Raw genomic sequence first — 18,694 nt, forward strand, 5'->3', positions numbered from 1 at the left:
CCGTCTCGGGGGCTCGGAGATGTTAAGAAGAGACAGCCTTTGAAGTTAATAAAATAGAATTGACGGGTGTAGATAAGGTTCGGCTGTCTTTATCAAAAGTTAAATCTCCATATTGTAATTTAGACGATAACTGGATATTGGCAGGTCGCCTTGTCAATGCCCGAACCCTTGCAAGCAATTCTTTGATATGAAATGGCTTTACTAAGTAATCATCAGCACCGCCGTCTAAACCCTCCACCCGATTATCAAGGGTACTCATGGCTGTAATGATAAGGATAGGAATAGATATTCCTTTTCTACGCATAGATTTTATGATTGTTAAGCCGTCAATAATCGGTAGCATACGGTCTACAATGGCAATGTCATAAGCATAGTCTGTATTTAAGGCATACAGCATAGCGGTTTCCCCGTCATTGCAACAATCAACCATATAGTTTTCTTTTTCCAGCGAATTTTTTATATTTTTACATAATTCTAAATCATCTTCCAGAAGAAGTATTTTCATAATGTATCAATCCTTTTCTATATAAATTATAGACAGTATAACAGAAAAGTCTGTAAAAATCCTCTAAAAAATGATGATGATTTTCTTACTTTTTTACAGGATTTTTAGAATGGTTTGCTTTTACAATAGGGGCATATCGAACAAGAAAGGTGGAATACAAAAATGAAAAAGACAAACATCAGTAAATTCATAGCAGTTGGATTATGTATCTGTGCATTGACGGGGTGTGGTGCAAGTCCAGATGAGAAACCAGATACGTCTAATCCTATTGTCAATTCTAATACGAATGAAGAAAATGCAAATGGTTCTTCAGAAAATAAAGGAAACGACATATTAGATTCTGCTAATTTGATAGGAAGTGTTTTGGAATTTACAGACAATGGTTGCTTGGTAAATCAAGCAAAAGATATTGAGGGGGGAGCTGGGATAAAAATAGAAGCACCGGGAATGGAAAAAAAAGAGAATGCTGTTTCTGTAACCTATAACCCAGATTGTGAATTTGTCATTGCCACAGTAAATGCACAGTCTGGTGTTACAAATGTAACAACGGGTTCTATATCCGATGTGAAAAAGCAATCTGAAGTATATCTCTATGGAGAGTTTGCAGACACAAATCATTTCAATGCAACAAAGGTTGTCATAGCCCATTGGGAATAGAGGTGTGAAGTATGAAGTTTTATCAACTTGGTTTTCGCTATTTACAGCGAAAAAAAGGGAAAACCATTCTTCTGTTGATTGTTTTGATACTTGTAAACAGTATGATTTTAGGTACAAGCATGATTTTAAGGACTACAAATGAGTCCAAACAAGCCATGCAGGAAAAGACAAACTCTAAGATTGTGGCTGAAATTACAAGTAAGGACAGCAAGATAACAGAGAATGAAGTAAACAAGATTGAAACGCTAGAAGATGTTTCGTCTATCAACCGCATTGGTAGACAAGAGGTATTTCCGAATAATTTTGCTCCCGTTACGCTCAATACTTCTACGAATGAGGAAAATTTGAAAATAGCACTGCTTTCCTATGATGATTTGGAAAAGGACAGCCCTTTTTCAGAAATGCAGTACCGCTTAGCTTCTGGCGATTATATCAAGCGTGAGAAAAAGGGTGCTGTTATCAATGCGAACCTTGCAAATCAGAATGGGCTAAAGGTTGGAGATACGATTGAACTAAGTACAGAAAACGGAACAAAAGTATCTGTTCAGATTATTGGAATTTTCATGTCCGCAGGAAATGTGGAAAAAGACCAGCCAACAGAAACTACGGCAGTCAATCGAATAGAAAATCAAGTCTTTATTGACAACAGCACTTATAAAGAATTGTTCAAAGAAGCTGAATTTGAAAAAATCTGCATTTACTCAAAAAGACCAGAAAAATTAGATGTGCTGGAAACCAGCCTGCAAAAAATATTCGGAAATGATGTAGCACTTAGCACGTCTGATACCCTTTATCAACAGATGTCTGCTCCATTAGAGCAAATCAGTAAGGTGGCAAATCTTATGCTGGTACTTACATTGGTAACTGGTACTGTTGTTGTTTCCCTGCTGTTATGTATGTGGATGCGGACAAGGCAAAAAGAGGTGGCAATCTTTATGAGCCTCGGCAAGACAAAAAGTGAAATTTTCCTGCAAACTTTATTAGAAGCAGGCAGTGTATTTACACTTTCGGTTTTAGGAGCAACAGCCATTGGTAAATTGTTCTCGGGCGTTTTGCAAAACGTCATTACCGGTTCAGAAACAGTAACAGAAAATCTGAAAGTGGTTTTGCAGATACAAGATATTGGAATGTTGTTCCTTTTAGGCGGTGCAGTTATTTTGGTGGCATTGTGCTGTTCCATTCTTCCGATATTACGAGCAAACCCAAAAGATATATTAGCAAAAATGGAGGGATAGTACATGAATTTTTTTGGATTGGCAAGGCGTTCTGTGTTCAGAAAGCCCGTAAAAAGTATTCTCTTATTGTTGATTGTTTTTGCAATCAGTACCTTGCTTCTTGCAGGTGTGGCGAGCAAAAATGCCAGTATTGAGGTGCAGGACAAAACCAGACAAGCCATAGGTGCAGGCTTTCTTTTAGAAAGAAATGCAGAGTACCGAACAAAGCGAGTTCGTGAATACTCAGAAAAGATTGGTAATGATAAGGAAGGTAGTTTTGGTGGCTACCATCAGGAAAAAGAGATTATCAATGGTGTGGAGACTTGGACAGGCTGGACAACAAATGAATTTGAAAGCTTAGATATAAAAGACATTGAGAAATTGGCAAAAGCAAAAGGAATTGCTGATTACAATATTACAACAGTAACAACTCCCGTAAACCCTGTAAATTTCAAAAGGATTGAAGATAAAGATGTAGACCAGAATGCAGATGTTGGCGGTGTAAGTTTAATTGGAAACAAAGATATGAAACTAGACAGAAATGTTTTATCTGGAAACCTGCATATCAAAGAGGGACGAATGATAACCCCAGAGGATAAAGATATGTGTGTCATTTCAGAGGAACTGGCAAAGCAAAATAATCTGAAAATCGGCGATAAGATTTCTTTTAATGATTACCACGATACTGAAAATTCAAAGGTATCAGAAGCTGAGATTGTTGGAATTTATCAAGTGGATCAAAAGATGTCCCCACTTATGCAGGGAGATACTTACCGTTCGGAAAATGTAATATTTACAGATTTGAGATTTCCAGAAAAGGCAGAGGGTGAAACAAGTCCATTATATGAAAGAGCCTATTTCAAAGTGGAAGATGTGGAAGCTTACGACGAAGTAAAAGAAAATCTGCAAAAAGTAGACATCAATTGGGAGCAATATGATTTGATTGACAATAACGGAAATTCCGAAACCATGTCCTCAAACTTCAATGATTTAGCAAAAGTAAGCGAAATGATGATATTGGTAATCTCTGTTGCAAGTTTTGTTATCCTTGTTTTAGTATTTCTTTTCTGGTTGAAAAATCGGGTGCAGGAAGTCGGTATTTTCTTATCTCTCGGTGTTCCGAAATTTAGAATTATCGGACAAATTTGGAGCGAAGCGATTATGATTGCTGTTCTTTCCCTTATGTTATCCTTTGCTGTCGCTCCTGCCGTTTCCAAAGCAACTGCAAATTATCTGGTATCACAGCAGGTTCAGCAAATGCAGGAGGAAGAAAAGAATAATGAGGGAAAAGTATCCACAGAATACGTTGCACCAAAGCAGGACGTGCAGAGTATCAGCGTAGAGGTTACACCAGAAATGTATCTACTGGACGGTGTAAGTGTTCTTGTGTTGATAACGGCTTCTGTTCTGGTATCTGGAATTGTAATACTAAAGAGAAACCCGAAAGATATTTTATCGGAAATGAGTTAGGAGGACGACGAAAATGTTAGAAGTAAAGAATGTAAGCTATGCTTACAAAACAAAAAAAGATAAAACCATTTTGAATAATGTATCTGCTACTTTCGAGGAGGGTATCTTCTATACCATTGTCGGTCCGAGTGGTGCAGGAAAAACAACACTCTTATCGTTGTTAGCAGGCTTAGACACAGCGGTAAAAGGGACTGTACTTTGCAATGGCGAGGACATTACAAAAAAAGGGCTGAATTACCACAGAAAGCATAATATCTCATTGGTATTTCAAAATTATAATCTGATTGATTATTTGACAACGGTTGAAAATGTCAAATTAGGTGGTAGTGGAAATGCTGAAAAATTATTGGAAGAAGTCGGCATTGGAAAAGAATACTGGCAGAGAAATGTATTGCAACTATCTGGTGGACAACAACAGCGTGTGGCGATTGCAAGAGCTTTAGCCAGCGACGCTCATGTACTTTTGGCAGATGAACCGACGGGAAATCTTGATGAAACTACCGCTGATGAAATCATTGCTTTGCTGAAAAAGACTGCACATGAATTAGGAAAATGTGTTGTTGTGGTTACACACAGTAAGCATTTGGCAGAAGAAGCCGACGAAATCTTAGAAATTAAAAACGGTGCAATTTCTTTTCTGTCTGAATAAACAAGAATAGTGCCGTAAAGGAGCTGTCATTATGGAATATTTTAGATATACCTCGACACAATCAATTTGACCCTAACGGCATTGTTATAAGAACTAAATACAATACAGTTTCAAAGGCTCGTACAGACTATATGTTTTGTGCGGGCTTTTTTCATGCCAGAAAAAAATTTTTTAAGTTTTTTTTGATTTTGGTTACGCTGTACCCCACTTTCAACGCGGTATATATGAAAAGGGGCAGACACCTCTTTTCGACTAGCGAAAGGAGGTGAGGAAAATAAAACCGTCAGAACTACAAGAAAAAACCTGTCATCAATTCGATTGTGCTATTAAAACAGTTATACGTCATAGAGCGATTGACTTCTATCGAGCGATACGTCGTTCAGAGAAAAAAGAAATGCCATTCGCCGAAATTATGGACGACCTCTTAAATTCCATAGGCACAGAAGATACATATTCTACGGATTATGTTGCAGTATTTGAAGTCTGTGGCGAAAAAGTGTCAATCGAAGATGAACAACTGGCTCGTGCATTGAAAGCTATTGAAGAACGAAAGCGTAATATCGTTTTACAGTATTTTTTCATTGGGGACACGGACACTTATATTGGGAAAATGCTTGACTGTTCCAGAGCGAATGTAACGAAGTGCAGAATACAAGCACTAGACAAGTTAAAGCAACTGATTGAGGAGGAAAAAGAAAAATGCCAAAAGAGCTGACACCGACTTTCACGGTTATTTCCAAAGCCTGCGACGGCGACGAAACAGCAATTTCAAAAATCTTGGAATTTTATGACCCATATATCAATCAATGCTGTATGCGTCCGTTTTACGACGATAACAACAACTTACGTCTTGCGGTAGATTTGGAAATGAAAGGTTTTATCAAAGAAGCGATTATTCGTAAAATCTTAAACTTTGATATTAAACGTTTCTAATTCATATCGGGATTGATTATGCCCGTCTGGTCTTTGACAACTGAATAAAGCAGACAGATACGTTTGTGAGATAGCAAGCCACGGGGACTGTACGCCATGACCTTTCCAAAAGAAAGCGAGCGACCCACGCAGTGATCCGAGAGCGACCGTTGGAAAAGTCGCTTTGCCACGACCTATCCTCACAGAATAATGATACGTCCGCATGGTGCGGTTCTGCCCACAAGAATGGGAATAGTTGAGATACTAACGGAGCTTTCCAAAGCCGTCTGCCTGCTTGTAAAAAATGACACACAGTAAAGGAGGTGCATAGATTATGAACAATACTGATGTGCCTATCTGGGAAAAATATACTCTGACGATTGAAGAAGCGTCTAAATACTTCCGCATTGGCGAAAAGAAATTGCGTAAATTAGCCGAAGAAAATATTGACGCTGGCTGGGTTATCGTGAACGGTAATCGTATTCAGATTAAGCGAAAACAATTTGAAAAAATCATAGATACATTGGACGAAATCTAATGTCATTGAGCCGTAGATATGGTATAATAAGGTATAGCGTATCACGGCTCATTCCATGACGGAAAGGAGCTTTACACTATGTCTAATGTAAAACGAAAAGACAGTAAAAATCGCAATTTGCGTAATGGAGAGAGCCAGCGAAAAGACGGAAGATACGTTTATAAATATACCGATATATACGGAAAGCCACAATTTATCTATTCTTGGAAACTTGTACCGACAGACAAGACACCTGCTGGAAAGCGTGATGATATTTCATTGAGGGAAAAAGAAGCACAGATAAAAAAAGACCTTAACGACGGTATCGACACAGTCGGCGGTAAAATGACAGTCTGCCAGCTCTACGACAAGAAAAACAGCCAAAGAAAGAACATCAAAAGGGCTACTGAAAAGGGACGACAGTATCTTATGAATGCTCTGAAAAATGACCCATTGGGTATGAGGGCGATTGATACTGTTAAGCAGTCGGACGCTAAAGAATGGGCTATCAGAATGAGCGAAAAAGGATATGCCTATAAAACGATTGATAACTATAAGCGTTCCTTGAAAGCTTCATTTTACATGGCGATACAAGACGACTGTATCAGAAAGAACCCATTTGACTTTAAGCTAAGTGATGTTCTGGAAGATGATACGGAGCAGAAAGTTATCCTTACACCAGAGCAGGAAGAACGCCTGCTTGCCTTTATGGAAAAGGACAAGATTTACAGCAAGTATTATGATGAGGTTGTGCTTCTGCTGGAAACGGGACTTCGTATTTCTGAATTTTGCGGATTGACGACGCATATTGATATGCAGAACAGAATACTCAATATAGACCACCAGCTATTGAAAGATAGCGAAATGGGCTACTATATTGAAACACCAAAGACCAAAAACGGAAAACGGGAACTTCCATTGACAGAACGGGCTTATCAAGCAATCCAAAGAATACTAAAGAACAGAGGAAAAGCACAACCGCTGATTGTAGGTGGTTACAGCAATTTTCTATTCTTAAACCGTGAGGGCTTGCCTAAAGTTGCAGGAAACTATGAGGGCATGGTGCGAGGACTAATTAAAAAGTATAACAAGTATCACACGGATAAGTTACCGAACATCACACCACATTCATTCAGACATACTTATTGTACGAATATGGCAAATAGAGGAATGAACCCAAACACCCTGCAATATCTCATGGGACACGCCAACATAACCATGACACTTGGCTATTACGCACACGGTACATTTCAATCTGCAAAAGCGGAGCTGGAAAGGCTGGCTTGTTAATATCGGAGCTTATATTTACTACTCATTTACTACTTTTGGTTGCATTTTCATGCTGGTAAATGCCAGCTTATGCAAGGTATCTTCCAAAAAGAAAATACCGATAAAGCCCTAAAATACGGGATATATCGGCATTTACTAACTTATGAAAAGATAATCAGAAATTTAGTAAGTTTTTCTGCAAAAAATACAACATGAAAGCCTTAAACAGCCTCTTTTATGTTGCACCTTTCCTCCATCTGCCGGGGAATACAACATGAATCATGATTTGCGAGACTTTGATGTTGTACGCGGTTAAATTTTCCTGTTGGTGTCATGATTTTCCCTCGCTCTTTTTCCCGAAGCCCACGAATTTCAGTGAATTCCCGCCTGTTTTATGGTAAAATAGAACCATTGAAAAGGAGGTATTTTTCATGCAAGACGAGTTACAGGCGATCCTTGAGAATCCCTGCGTTCTGACCATTTTAAATAATATGACTGAATACGTCTATATCGTAGACGAACAAGGCTGTCTCCAATTTATCAATCCGGCTGTGGAAGCTTTCGAGAATCTGACGAATTCAGAAGTCAAGGGCAAACATATCAAGGAACTCTATACTCAGGGAGAAAGCCCGACACTAAAGGCACTCTATGAGCAAAAAACCATTCCGGAACACGAAAACATTTATATGCTTGACGGCAAACAATACCATCAGCTGGCAAAATCCTTTCCTTTATTTGCAGGAGACAAACTGCTGGGAGTATGCACGGTGCAGCGTGACATGACTCTGGTCAGCCAGGTATTATCGGATAATACCACTTTGCAGAAGAATCAGCAGAAAAACCCAAAGGCAAAAAAGAAAACTTTCGATTCTCTAATAGGAGAGCACCCCGCATTTCAGCGAAGCATCGAACTTGCCAGGAGCTCTGCTGTTAACGACGTGCCCATACTGCTGTCCGGTTTCACCGGATCCGGCAAAGAAGTATTCGCGCAGGCTATCCATAACTCCAGCCCAAGAAAAAATAAACCATTCCTTGCCATCAACTGCGCCGCCGTTCCTGACGGCCTTCTGGAAGGGATCCTCTTCGGAACGACCAAGGGGACCTTTACCGGGGCTCTGGATAAGATCGGTCTGTTCGAACAGGCCGAAGGCGGAACATTATTTCTGGATGAAATCAACTCTATGAGCCTTGAGTCACAGGCGAAGCTGCTTCGTGTCCTGGAAGAAAAAGAAATCCGTCGTCTTGGCGGCGGCTGCGATATCAAAGTTGACGTCCGGATCATCAGCAGTATCAATACTATGCCACAGATCGCCCTGCAAAAAAATCAGCTGCGCGAAGATCTGTTTTACCGTCTTTCTGTCACGACTATCGTGATCCCGCCAATCAAAGACAGACCTCAGGATATTGATCTGCTGACAAATCATTTCATCCAGAAATTCAACCGGACCTACAAGAAGAAACTGCGAAATCTTTCTCCGGAGGTTCATGAATTTTTCATATCCTATCCATGGCCTGGAAACGTTCGACAGCTAAAACATGTGATCGAATCTGCCATCAGCAGCATTCCGCCGGATCGAACAGAGATCCGCATGCACGACATGCCTCACTATCTTTTTGATGCGACTACCACCTATGTCGGGACTCTGCAGGGTATCTCTGTACCATCTTTAGCAGCTTCTGCCTCACCTGCTTCTCCGGCACCGGCAGCTGCACCGGCTTCTCCAGTTACTGCAGGCGTATCACAGCCGGACATCTCACAACCGGAGGACCTTCAGCCGGAAACACTGTACACGATCATCGAAGAGAAGGAAAAGCAGAAGATACTGGATGCTCTCCTGCAAACTGGCGGCAATATTTCCAAAGCGGCACGCCAGCTTGGTATCAGCCGGCAAAAGCTTTCCTACCATATGAAAAAACACGGGATCCACCGCTGATGGGATCCCGTGTTTTTTATTTTTGTATACTTTGTTTCTTCATTGTTCCTGCAAATCATCTGCTTTTTACACTGAAAACAATGAGGCTGAGCATTATTATTGCTCCCCCTATGTATATTCCTGCTCCGGGAATCTCTGCAAGCATCAACCATCCCAAAATAGCAGTGATGAATGGGGATAAAAAAAGATAATTTGTAACTTCGTTCAGTTTATCTGCATACGTTAGCGCCTTTGACCAGGTGTAATATGCCAGAGCACTTGTTCCAATCCCCATAAATATGATTGCCATAAGGGAAGATGTATCTGCGGTCATGATCTGTCCAACAGCTCTTGGAGCGAAAGGAAGTAATTCGATTGCTCCGAATATCAATGCGTACGTCACGATTTCCATTGAATTGTAGCCGAGATTTTCAAGCTTTCTGTTTATGAGATTATACGCACTGAACATCAGCACAGCAATAAACGTCCATAAAGCGCCTATTCCAATGCTTAAGTCACCGTCCCACAGCAACAGTATACATACGCCGGCAAAAGCCGTTCCCATTGATATCCATCCAACAGGCTTCAGTTTTTCTCCGAAAATTTTCCATGCCCCTATTGCCGTAAAGATTGGAACGGTTGCGATTATCAGGCTCGAAGTTGTAGTGGTCAGGGACTGGAGTCCTATATTAAACACTATCACATATAGCGAAAAAGCGAATGCACCCTCGATCGCAAACAACCAAACATGACTAAACTTGAAAATTTTTCTTATATGCGTTACCAAACCAATGATCAGCATTACAGCTGCAGCGATAAACGCTCGCAGTGCCGTTATGGTGTAGCAATCAAAGTCCTGTGACGCCACCTTTGTAAGCGGATACGCAGCCGACCAAAAAATAATGGTAATGAACGCCAGAGTATTCAATTTGATTTTGTTGTTCATAATGTCCCCCGAAACAGCCTGGCAAAAGGCGTTCCACTTCTTCTAGCCTCCTATCACGACTTCAAACCCGCATCGTTCCAAATCCGCCTTGATCCCGTTCATGTGCTCGTCTGACGGTGGATGTACATCATTGAGAGAGTACGGCTCGTCCAGCGCTTCGTATTTACCGAGGCCCAGATTATGGTACGGCAAAATATGAACGCGCTTGATCTTGTCCTTGTGCTGTGTGAAAAAACGACACAGCAGCGCGATGTCCACAGGAGTATCATTGATGCCCGGGATGATCGGCACGCGCGGCGTCACATCGGTCAGTTTCAACAGTGTCTCAAAGTTTCGGTGGATCTTCTGATTAGACTTCCCGCAGTACCGGATATGCTTCTCTTCATCGATGATTTTGATATCAAAAAGCACGTGATCTATAAGATCGATGATTTTGAGTACCGGGGACAGACAGAAGTTCCCGCAGGTTTCCACAGCTGTATTATATCCCTCAGCCTTGCACATCGCACTCACTTTTTGAATGAATTCCGGATGCAAAAAAGGCTCTCCGCCAGAAAAGGTTACACCGCCACCAGACTGCTGGTAAAAAACCTTATCCTGATTGACGATCCCAAAAACTTCTTCCGGAGTCTTCAGCTCACCGATGATCTCCCGTGCTTCCTGGCGACATGCACTGACACACGTCCCGCAGTTCTTGCACTTGCCCGGGATCTGCTCCACCCGGCTTCCGTCATGATGAAACTTGATTGCTTCGTGGATGCAGTCGGGGATACACCGCCCGCAGCCGGTGCATTTATTGCGATAATACATCAGCTGCGGATAAGGATCAATGGTTTCCGGATTGGCGCACCATTTGCATTCCATGGAACATCCCTTGAAAAATACATTTGTCCGGATCCCAGGTCCGTCGTGGGTGCAAAATTTTTGTATATTTGTAACGTAAACTAGTTGAGGCATGTGGTTTCTCCCTTACCATGCAGAAACTTCGGTACGGTTGATGATCAGATCCTGTGCTTCCTTTCTCAGGTCTACAAAGAATGCGCTGTATCCGGCTACACGAACCAGAAGATCACTGTATTTTTCCGGGTGCGCCTGTGCATCAAGCAGTGTATCTCTGTCTACTACGTTGAACTGTACATGGAATCCTCCCATGACCTCTTCGGAACGCAGCAGTGCTACCAGCTTCTGCTTACCCGCTTCATCTTTGATGAGCTGCGGTGTCAGCTTCAGGTTGAGCAGTGTTCCTGCTCTGCAGTCTGCGTGGTTTACATCACAAACGGATTTGAGAACAGCTGTCGGCCCATGCTTGTCATAGCCTGGGTACGGCGACATACCGTCTGCCAGAGGCTCCTTGGCTTTTCTTCCGGAAGGCAGTGCCCATATCGCCTTTCCGTGAGGCACGTTCGCCATTACCGGCACAAGACCGTTTGCATAATGAGAACCGAAGATGGACGTGTAGCTGTCCGCTACATCTCCCGAGTATTTTACACAATCCTTTGCAATATCGTCAACATACGGATCATCGTTTCCGTACTTCGGTGCATCGTGGATCAGCATGTAGCGAAGATCGTCGTATCCTTCGAAGTCCTTCTTCAGAGCGTCGATCAGCTCTGCCATGGTGATTTTCTTGTCATCGTATACCAGCTTCTTGACAGCTGCCATGGAGTCTGCATAATCGGCGACACCTGTTACTAAAAGTCCAGGGCCTGCAAAGTATTTGCTGCTGCCCTTGTACATGATGTCTTTACCGCTTTCCATCGGTCCGGCAACGCAGCAGTCACGGAACGGCTTAGGAAGGCGAAGCTGCTGAGCCCTCTCTGCCAGCTGGCTGCATCGGCAGGCACATCCTACCAGGTATGCCATCTGCTTTTTCACAGCAGCTTCAAATTCTTCATATGTCCTGAAGGTCGTCGGATCGCCTGTGTGCAGACCCATCTGACGATCAAAGATGTAGCTGTAACCATCGTATAATGCCCATTCTACCGCAGTCGGATAGGAGTAACGGGAGCCTTCATTCCACTGCGTCGTCTCTCCTGCCATCTGCGGAGAAACGCATCCTACCAGCGTGTAGTTCCACAGCTCGCTTTCGTCAACGCCGCTTCTTCTCAGCATTTCCATAGCAGACTCGTCGAAGTGTACAGACGGCTGTCCCGTTCCACAGGCAATCAGATCTGCGATCTTCAGGAGGAACTCATTGGTGTTGGCCTTGTTCACACGAATGTTGATGGTAGGCGAGTTCATCTGCAGATCCATGGTTGCCTGGATACCCATAAAGGAAAGTTCATTGACAGCATCTTCGCCTTTTTCGTTGACGCCGCCTAAGGTCACGCCGTGATACGGCTGGTATCCCACGTAGAATTCGGCTCCGTCCTTGGAGAGACCATACAGAGATTCTGCAATCTTAAGCCACAGACATTCCAGCAGTTCCAGAGCATCCTGATCTGTCAGGATCCCTGCTTCCTTGTCTCTCTTGTAGTATGGATACAGATATTGGTCAAACCGGCCGATGTTGTAGCCGGAACTGATTTCGTCACAGTACAACGCAACTTCCACCAGATTGATGGCCTGCACTGCTTCGCGGAAAGTCCGCGGCGGTTCCCACGGAACGCGCCGGCAGCTTTCTGCTATGGTCAGCAATTCCTGTTTTCTCGTTTCATCGGTTTCTTCTGCGGCCATCTTTTCAGCCAGATCCGCATAACGGTCACTCTGGATCTTCATAGCTTCGCAGGAAAGGATCATGCTGCGGTAAACCTGCATCTTGTCAAAATTCTCGATGTCGTTTTTATCCAGCTCTGCCAGTTTGGCTTCCGCTTCTTCCTTGATTCCCTTGTATCCCTTTTTCAGGATGATATTTTCAAAACCTACTGCGGTTTCACCGCCGCCTACCGTAGTCTTGTTTTCTCCGTAAACAACGCAGGTCCCTACAGCCACGTTGCGCAGCTCGTCGGACACGTTGGCCATGAAGTATTCCTCCATGGATTTGCCTCTCCAGTACGGGATCAGCTCATTACGGATGAGTTCTCTGTCCTCTTCCGTAATGGCATATGGATCCTGTTCCCGCGTGTCGATCTCATCCAGCTCTGCCTCGACCCAACCGAAACAGACGTCAGGGCAGAAGATGAATGATTTCGGCGCTTTCCCGCTTGTCCCGACGATCAGTTCGCCCGGTAAAATGTCAATGGTGCGTTCATTCATGTAGTTTTTGAAAGATGTTGCCCGGCGGATAATAGTATCCTCCGCTTCTGTTTCTTTATAGGTACGTGTGTAAATCACACTTCTTTCTATGTCGACGGACGGCTCGAACTTCCAGAACGTATCACGAAGATGATTGACACGCTCTGTCACTCCTTTCGTCCAGTGATCATGTTTGAATTTTGTAGTCATGGTTCTCTACTCCTTTTCTTCTTTCTCTCCAGATACACGAAGCATATCTTCAAAGTCAATGTTCGGATCATTTGCCTCTTTTTTCTTCTGCAGATATGCAAGAGATTTTATGGTTGAAATACAAAGTGCAAGGATGATGACCGTCATCGGAACGCCTACGATGATCCAGATGGATTTTACGGAATCCTGTCCGCCGGAAGCGATCAGAGCGTAAGCCAGTGCTCCCATGAAGATGCCGTACAGCATTTTGATCTTCTTAGGCGGCTCGTCTTCGATGGAGCTTCCCTTTACTGTGATATTAGCCAGGGCAGAAGATGCCGGGTCAGCGATGGTACAGAACGATGTACACACTGTTACAATGAATACCACGATGAGGATCTTACCGAACGGCAGGCTGTCCAGCAGCTGGTATACGGTAGAAGCCATTCCGGATTCCTGTACGGCAGCCCATACGTCGAATGTCCCTGTGGACTGAAGGTATACTGCCATACTTCCGAAAATACCGCACCATACTGCGCAGAATCCGCCGGAAACAAATGTGTTTACCAGGATAAACTGTCTTACGGTTCTTCCGTATGCGATCCTGGCGAGGAATACGCCGATGATCGGTCCGTATACGATGAAGCTTCCTACATACTGTAACCACCAGTCAGAAGCCCAGTTGTCTCCCGGGAACATTGCATTTGTGATCATAGTTCTCTTCGGCATCTCAGAAAGCATCGCACCTAAGGATTCGGTGGACATGTTGAGGATGAATGCCGTCGGCCCCAGGATCAGGATCGCAACCAGAAGGAAGATGAATGCATAGCTTGTGAAAGAGGACATTCTCTTCAATCCCTTCTCGATCCCTGATACGCAGGACAGAACGAAAATAAAAGTAACGATAGCTGCCAGAATGAGCCATAATCCTCTGCCGGATGTTAATCCGCTCAGGTATTCGATACCGGAACCGATCTGCATCAGACCTACGCCCATGGAGCAGGCAACTCCCGCACACATACCGAATACGATTATAAAATGAAATACATTCCCCAGACCCCTATTGTGTCTGCCGATAGCCAGATCTGCGACCGGGTCATAAGATACATGTTTTTTAAAGTTATAAAGAAGCAGACCTAAAACAATAGCAGGTACGGAATAAAATGCGAACTGTTCGAAGGACCAGTGGAACATAGTCTGGGATACAGCCCATGTTGCCGCTGCTTCCGACCCAGGCTCTACGCCGGCCGAGCTTGCAGGTCCCATATACTGATAGATCGGTTCGCCCAGTGCCCAGAAGATAATGCCTGTACCGATAGCGCCGCAGATGGACATGGTGATCCAGCTCCACATGCTGTAATGAGGCTTGGCATTATCTCCACCGATCCGGATGTTGCCGTACTTGGTGCAGGCAAGGATCAAGCCCCCTACAAATACGAAAAAGATCAGAAGCTCTATAGCCCAGCCGCAGCTTCCGCCCATCTTATAGAGCAGTCCGGTCAGTACCTCATAAGCCTTGTCCGGGAAGGCCGCTACCAGCCCAATGAAAATAACGAGTGCTCCTGCAGCAGGAAAGAAAACGCCTTTTCGCAGTTTCCCCTGCACTTTTGATTTTTGAGAATCCACTTTCATTTCTCCTTTCAAAATGGTTGCCTTGTAATAATTGCGGTTTTTAGTTACGCCTATAGTTACCGCAACTTCGATGCCAACTTCGGCAAAAAAAAGACAATTCCCCCTTCCGCATATTTTTCTGCGGTACTGAAATCGTCTTGAATCGTTGTAATTCTAATGGATCGATAAAAACTTTTTTCTACAAAGTTCTATGCTTTGCACAGTTCGTCATTCCTTTTCTTAGTGCTTCTTAGTGCAAAAATATGCAAAAAATCGAAGTTGTTCTCTGTGTATTTTCGCTTATTTTTGCATTTTTTTGCCCTTATTTGCTCACCGGCATCTGTAGTCCTCCCAGCATGGTCTGCATCAGCTCATCGGAAAGCAAGACATCCCATCCATAATAGCCATTATCCACCATAGGCAGATAGATCACGGTCTGCGCAGTCTCACCGGAGGATGCTGCCTCGATCTGCTGTACATAAAGATCCAGACACTTGGCGTTCAGTGCTGTCTTATCCGCCACTTCATCAGTATAAAGGTTGCTTTTTATAAAATCGTACGCCGCTTTGTCATAAGCTGCCGAAACCTGACTGAAATCATTGCAGGTCACAGTCACTTTCGCTACAGCCACGTCGTCTTTAGCCGCCACCTTGTCCACTTCATAGGAAAAGTTCTGGAACAGCGCATCGTCCATCCGATCCACCACGCCTTCATCTCCTTCTACATTGCAGATAAAATTGATGTATGAGTTATCCATGTATTTTTCCATGACCTGCGGCTCGTTGTTTTTCAGTCCTTCCAAAAAATCCTTTGCCGCATCTTCCGGCGTTGTGGAAACGATATTCGCCACACCGCCCTGCAGCAGGACAGTCACGATCATGGATATGATACCTTTTAATAAAAACTGCATGGTTTTGCCTTCTTTCCAAGCGTTGCATAGCCCGTGGCTCCTCCGCTCAGATTTATTTTACCAAACTTTGCCGGAAAAACAATCCGCCTGAAGTTATTTTTTTGATTTCAAGAAGGTTTTCTGTTAAGCTGTATGTAAGGATATCTTCTGAAAAATACGAAAGAGGAGTTTTTATGCTTACCATATCTAAAAAATAGTAGAATTTTTCTCTCTCGCACAAGATGAATAGAAGCCCGTTAAGGGATAGGAAAACGCCGAAAACCCGCATGAACACTACGTTTTTGTGAGTTGTCGGCGTTTCTTTTACCCTCTGTTTTCATGGTGCTTTTTCCGTAAATGGTGCCCAAATGGTGCCCAAATTCCACGCGGGCATATAAAAGAATGTACTTGAAAATTACTTGTTAGTAAGACCAATCAATAATTAACATCTATACACTCCCTAAAACCAGATGGATCACCTAGTTTTGCTTTGTCAATATTTTCTCGCAAATAATTACGAGTAGCGTCATCGCACCTGTCTTTTCCCATATATGGCATATCAAATGCTTTTTCCAATTCTTCTAATGCTTTTTCGGCTCTTTCCGGATTTGTATTATAAGTGTCAAGCCATTCTTTCATCCATGAATATTCCCACAAGTTAGAAGCTCTTGTTTCACCATAGCCAACTTGGAAAGAAGCCCCTGTATCTTCATTTTCCAACTTTTTAGGAAGTTCAACTCCATCTGGCCAATCCAAACTGTCAATGGTTGCAAGATATTCTTCTTCGATATGCTCAAAGTCTGTAAATCCTCTTGAATCAGATGTAGTATCAGAATTAGAACACCCCGCAAACATTAAGCATATCATTAAAGTAAAAATCATTCCTAAAAGAATTTTTGTTTTAGCAGATAATATTTTCATATTTATTCCTCCAATTTCTTAAACTTTTATCTAAGTGCTAATGCAGGTTCCAGTTTTGCTGCTTTTATTGCGGGCAATAACCCGCCTAATAATGCAACAATAACAGAAGTTATTACAGCTATGACAGCCGAAAAAATAGGATAACTTGGTGCTGTTATTGGTGAATCAGGTGGAAGCAATACACTGATACCTTCAACGATAAGTAGCGAGAGTAAAATTGACGCAATGCAAACGAATATTGAAATAATCAGTTGCGTACCTAAAACCAAAGTAACAATATTTGCGCGGGAAGCTCCTATTGCTCTTCTAATCAACAGCTCATGTGTACGTTGTTCTAAAGAAGATAAACCTATGTTAATCTGTCCCAAAACAGAAACAAACAATAATAAAAACGATTATTATCATACATAGCATAGGTAACGCCATAATTCGATTTTGGTATTTCACCAACATACCTCCTTGTTATTGTATATTATATTTCGTTTAAAGATAAAAGGCTTTCACCTTGATACAATAATTGTATCAAAATAAAAGCCTTAATTTTGATGATTGTTCGCAAGAAAATCCTCTTTTTTGCTACGGAATTTCTTACGATTTTCCTACGAAAGTGGAAGTGTAACTATAAATTTTATACACTCGTCTTTACTATGAGCAACAATAGTCCCCTTATGTAGTTCTACAATATGTTTCGCAATCGCAAGTCCCAATCCGGCACCACCACTTGTAGTATTTCTTGATGTGTCAACTCGGTAAAACTGCTCAAATATTAGTTTTAGTTTTTCTTCTGCGATAGGATTCCCAAAATTTTCAAAAGTAATTACAATAGTGTTCTCTTGAAGTTCTGTGGTTATTGCAACTTCTGTATCTGTATAACTGTAAATTACCGCATTACGCAAGAGATTATCGAACACACGTTGTATTTTGTTTGCGTCGCAATGTAGCATAATGTCGCTTGTACTATTGAGAGTACATTTCAAATTTTTTTCCTTTAATATGGGCTTAAATTCATAGATAAGTTGTTCTAATAAACGGGTCAAATTTATGTTGCTGTATTGTAATGTTATGTTAGATAAGTTAAATCGTGTGATTTCAAAAAACTCGTTTATCAAATCTTCAAGACGTTCTGCTTTATCAAGAGAAATAGAAAGATACTTTTCTCTTAACTCCTGTGATATTTGTTGTTCATCATCATGCAGTAGTGTTAGATAGCCAATGACGGAAGAAAGCGGCGTTTTCAAATCATGTGCAAGGTACATAATCAAATCATTCTTGCGCTGTTCATTTTCCTGTGCAAGTCGCGCATTGTTTTCTGCTTCTTGCTTTAAGCGATTTATGTTGATAGCAATTTCGCTTAGTTCCGGTGAGAGTTCAATATAATCTACTGATTTATCAAATAGTTTTCCTGTTGCAGCTTGTAACTCGTAGACATAATTAACAACCTTTTTCAAAAGTTTATAAGTCAAATACAAAATGCAAACTACCCATAATATAAGCCCTACCATATAAACATAAAGTCCCCTATATATCAGGTAGTAATGTTCCACATATCTATCCAGTACCCAAGTAAGTCCTATATCTAACGAAACCGTACACACTAAGATAATTCCCGAACAAATTACACTCTGTAAGATATAACTTTTAAACAGGATTGTAAGCAGATAATTTTGTTCATTTTTATTCAATTTCATAACCTACCCCCCAAACTGTTTTGATAAATTTTGGATTTTTGGCGGGTTCATTTAATTTTTCTCTAAGCCGCCCTATATGTGCCATTACGGTGTTGTTATTATCTAAATATTTTTCTTTCCAGATATTTTCAAATAGTTCCTCAGTTGAAACAACTTTGCCTTGATGTTCA

General features: G+C 42.1%; 18 protein-coding genes and 1 pseudogene. 9 read left to right on the forward strand and 10 right to left on the reverse strand.

Annotated features, from left to right (window positions below; all coding sequences use genetic code 11):
- Positions 1–22: 22 nt before the first annotated feature.
- On the reverse strand, positions 23–505 hold the full coding sequence (locus H8876_RS00150) for a response regulator transcription factor (RefSeq protein ID WP_346727812.1): 483 nt from the start codon (positions 503–505) through the stop codon (positions 23–25).
- A gap of 162 nt (positions 506–667) precedes the next feature.
- Between H8876_RS00150 and H8876_RS00155 the strand changes: the two genes are divergently transcribed.
- From H8876_RS00155 to H8876_RS00195, 9 genes are all read left to right on the forward strand, one after another.
- Positions 668–1,162 (forward strand): hypothetical protein, encoded by a 495-nt coding sequence (locus H8876_RS00155; protein ID WP_005342377.1) that lies wholly within the window; start codon positions 668–670, stop codon positions 1,160–1,162.
- Positions 1,163–1,173: 11 nt separating this feature from the next.
- On the forward strand, positions 1,174–2,397 hold the full coding sequence (locus tag H8876_RS00160) for an ABC transporter permease (RefSeq protein WP_249286060.1): 1,224 nt from the start codon (positions 1,174–1,176) through the stop codon (positions 2,395–2,397).
- Positions 2,398–2,400: 3 nt separating this feature from the next.
- A complete protein-coding gene (locus tag H8876_RS00165; RefSeq protein ID WP_005342380.1) occupies positions 2,401–3,846 on the forward strand; it encodes an ABC transporter permease in 1,446 nt (481 codons plus the stop codon).
- 13 nt (positions 3,847–3,859) lie between these two features.
- On the forward strand, positions 3,860–4,495 hold the full coding sequence (locus H8876_RS00170; protein WP_005342381.1) for an ABC transporter ATP-binding protein: 636 nt from the start codon (positions 3,860–3,862) through the stop codon (positions 4,493–4,495).
- Between the two features lie 265 nt (positions 4,496–4,760).
- A complete protein-coding gene (locus H8876_RS00175; RefSeq protein ID WP_021423055.1) occupies positions 4,761–5,210 on the forward strand; it encodes an RNA polymerase sigma factor in 450 nt (149 codons plus the stop codon).
- Positions 5,195–5,428, forward strand: a complete 234-nt coding sequence (locus H8876_RS00180) for a helix-turn-helix domain-containing protein (protein ID WP_003431885.1) — start codon at positions 5,195–5,197, stop codon at positions 5,426–5,428. The genes H8876_RS00175 and H8876_RS00180 overlap by 16 nt, the downstream gene beginning before the upstream one ends.
- A 313-nt stretch (positions 5,429–5,741) precedes the next feature.
- Positions 5,742–5,945, forward strand: a complete 204-nt coding sequence (locus tag H8876_RS00185; RefSeq protein ID WP_004613735.1) for an excisionase — start codon at positions 5,742–5,744, stop codon at positions 5,943–5,945.
- 78 nt (positions 5,946–6,023) lie between these two features.
- Entirely contained in the window at positions 6,024–7,214 is a 1,191-nt protein-coding gene (locus tag H8876_RS00190) for a tyrosine-type recombinase/integrase (RefSeq protein ID WP_077726429.1), read from the forward strand.
- Between the two features lie 410 nt (positions 7,215–7,624).
- Entirely contained in the window at positions 7,625–9,127 is a 1,503-nt protein-coding gene (locus H8876_RS00195) for a sigma-54 interaction domain-containing protein (RefSeq protein WP_249286061.1), read from the forward strand.
- Positions 9,128–9,182: 55 nt separating this feature from the next.
- Here H8876_RS00195 and H8876_RS00200 read toward each other — a convergent pair whose 3' ends face one another.
- The 9 genes and pseudogenes from H8876_RS00200 to H8876_RS00240 form a co-directional block, all read right to left on the reverse strand.
- On the reverse strand, positions 9,183–10,052 hold the full coding sequence (locus H8876_RS00200) for a DMT family transporter (RefSeq protein WP_249286062.1): 870 nt from the start codon (positions 10,050–10,052) through the stop codon (positions 9,183–9,185).
- A gap of 42 nt (positions 10,053–10,094) precedes the next feature.
- Complete coding sequence (locus tag H8876_RS00205) at positions 10,095–11,009, reverse strand: glycyl-radical enzyme activating protein (RefSeq protein ID WP_249286063.1); 915 nt, start codon at positions 11,007–11,009, stop codon at positions 10,095–10,097.
- A gap of 12 nt (positions 11,010–11,021) precedes the next feature.
- A complete protein-coding gene (locus tag H8876_RS00210) occupies positions 11,022–13,436 on the reverse strand; it encodes a glycyl radical protein (protein ID WP_249286064.1) in 2,415 nt (804 codons plus the stop codon).
- Positions 13,437–13,442: 6 nt separating this feature from the next.
- On the reverse strand, positions 13,443–15,041 hold the full coding sequence (locus tag H8876_RS00215) for a BCCT family transporter (RefSeq protein ID WP_249286065.1): 1,599 nt from the start codon (positions 15,039–15,041) through the stop codon (positions 13,443–13,445).
- A 307-nt stretch (positions 15,042–15,348) separates the two neighbouring features.
- Complete coding sequence (locus tag H8876_RS00220; RefSeq protein WP_249286066.1) at positions 15,349–15,936, reverse strand: hypothetical protein; 588 nt, start codon at positions 15,934–15,936, stop codon at positions 15,349–15,351.
- Between the two features lie 414 nt (positions 15,937–16,350).
- Positions 16,351–16,836: a hypothetical protein gene (locus tag H8876_RS00225; protein WP_181013427.1), complete on the reverse strand. Its 486-nt coding sequence runs from the start codon at positions 16,834–16,836 to the stop codon at positions 16,351–16,353.
- Positions 16,837–16,862: 26 nt separating this feature from the next.
- On the reverse strand, positions 16,863–17,219 hold the full coding sequence (locus H8876_RS00230) for an ABC transporter permease (RefSeq protein ID WP_346727813.1): 357 nt from the start codon (positions 17,217–17,219) through the stop codon (positions 16,863–16,865).
- A 216-nt stretch (positions 17,220–17,435) separates the two neighbouring features.
- Positions 17,436–18,101, reverse strand: a pseudogene (locus tag H8876_RS10360) (sensor histidine kinase); the annotation flags it as partial.
- A gap of 409 nt (positions 18,102–18,510) precedes the next feature.
- Positions 18,511–18,694: winged helix-turn-helix domain-containing protein (locus tag H8876_RS00240; RefSeq protein WP_249286069.1), on the reverse strand; the 184-nt coding region annotated here is incomplete at its 5' end.

The organism is Lentihominibacter faecis, assembly GCF_014306095.1.
In the GTDB taxonomy this organism is placed as follows: domain Bacteria; phylum Bacillota; class Clostridia; order Peptostreptococcales; family Anaerovoracaceae; genus Lentihominibacter; species Lentihominibacter faecis.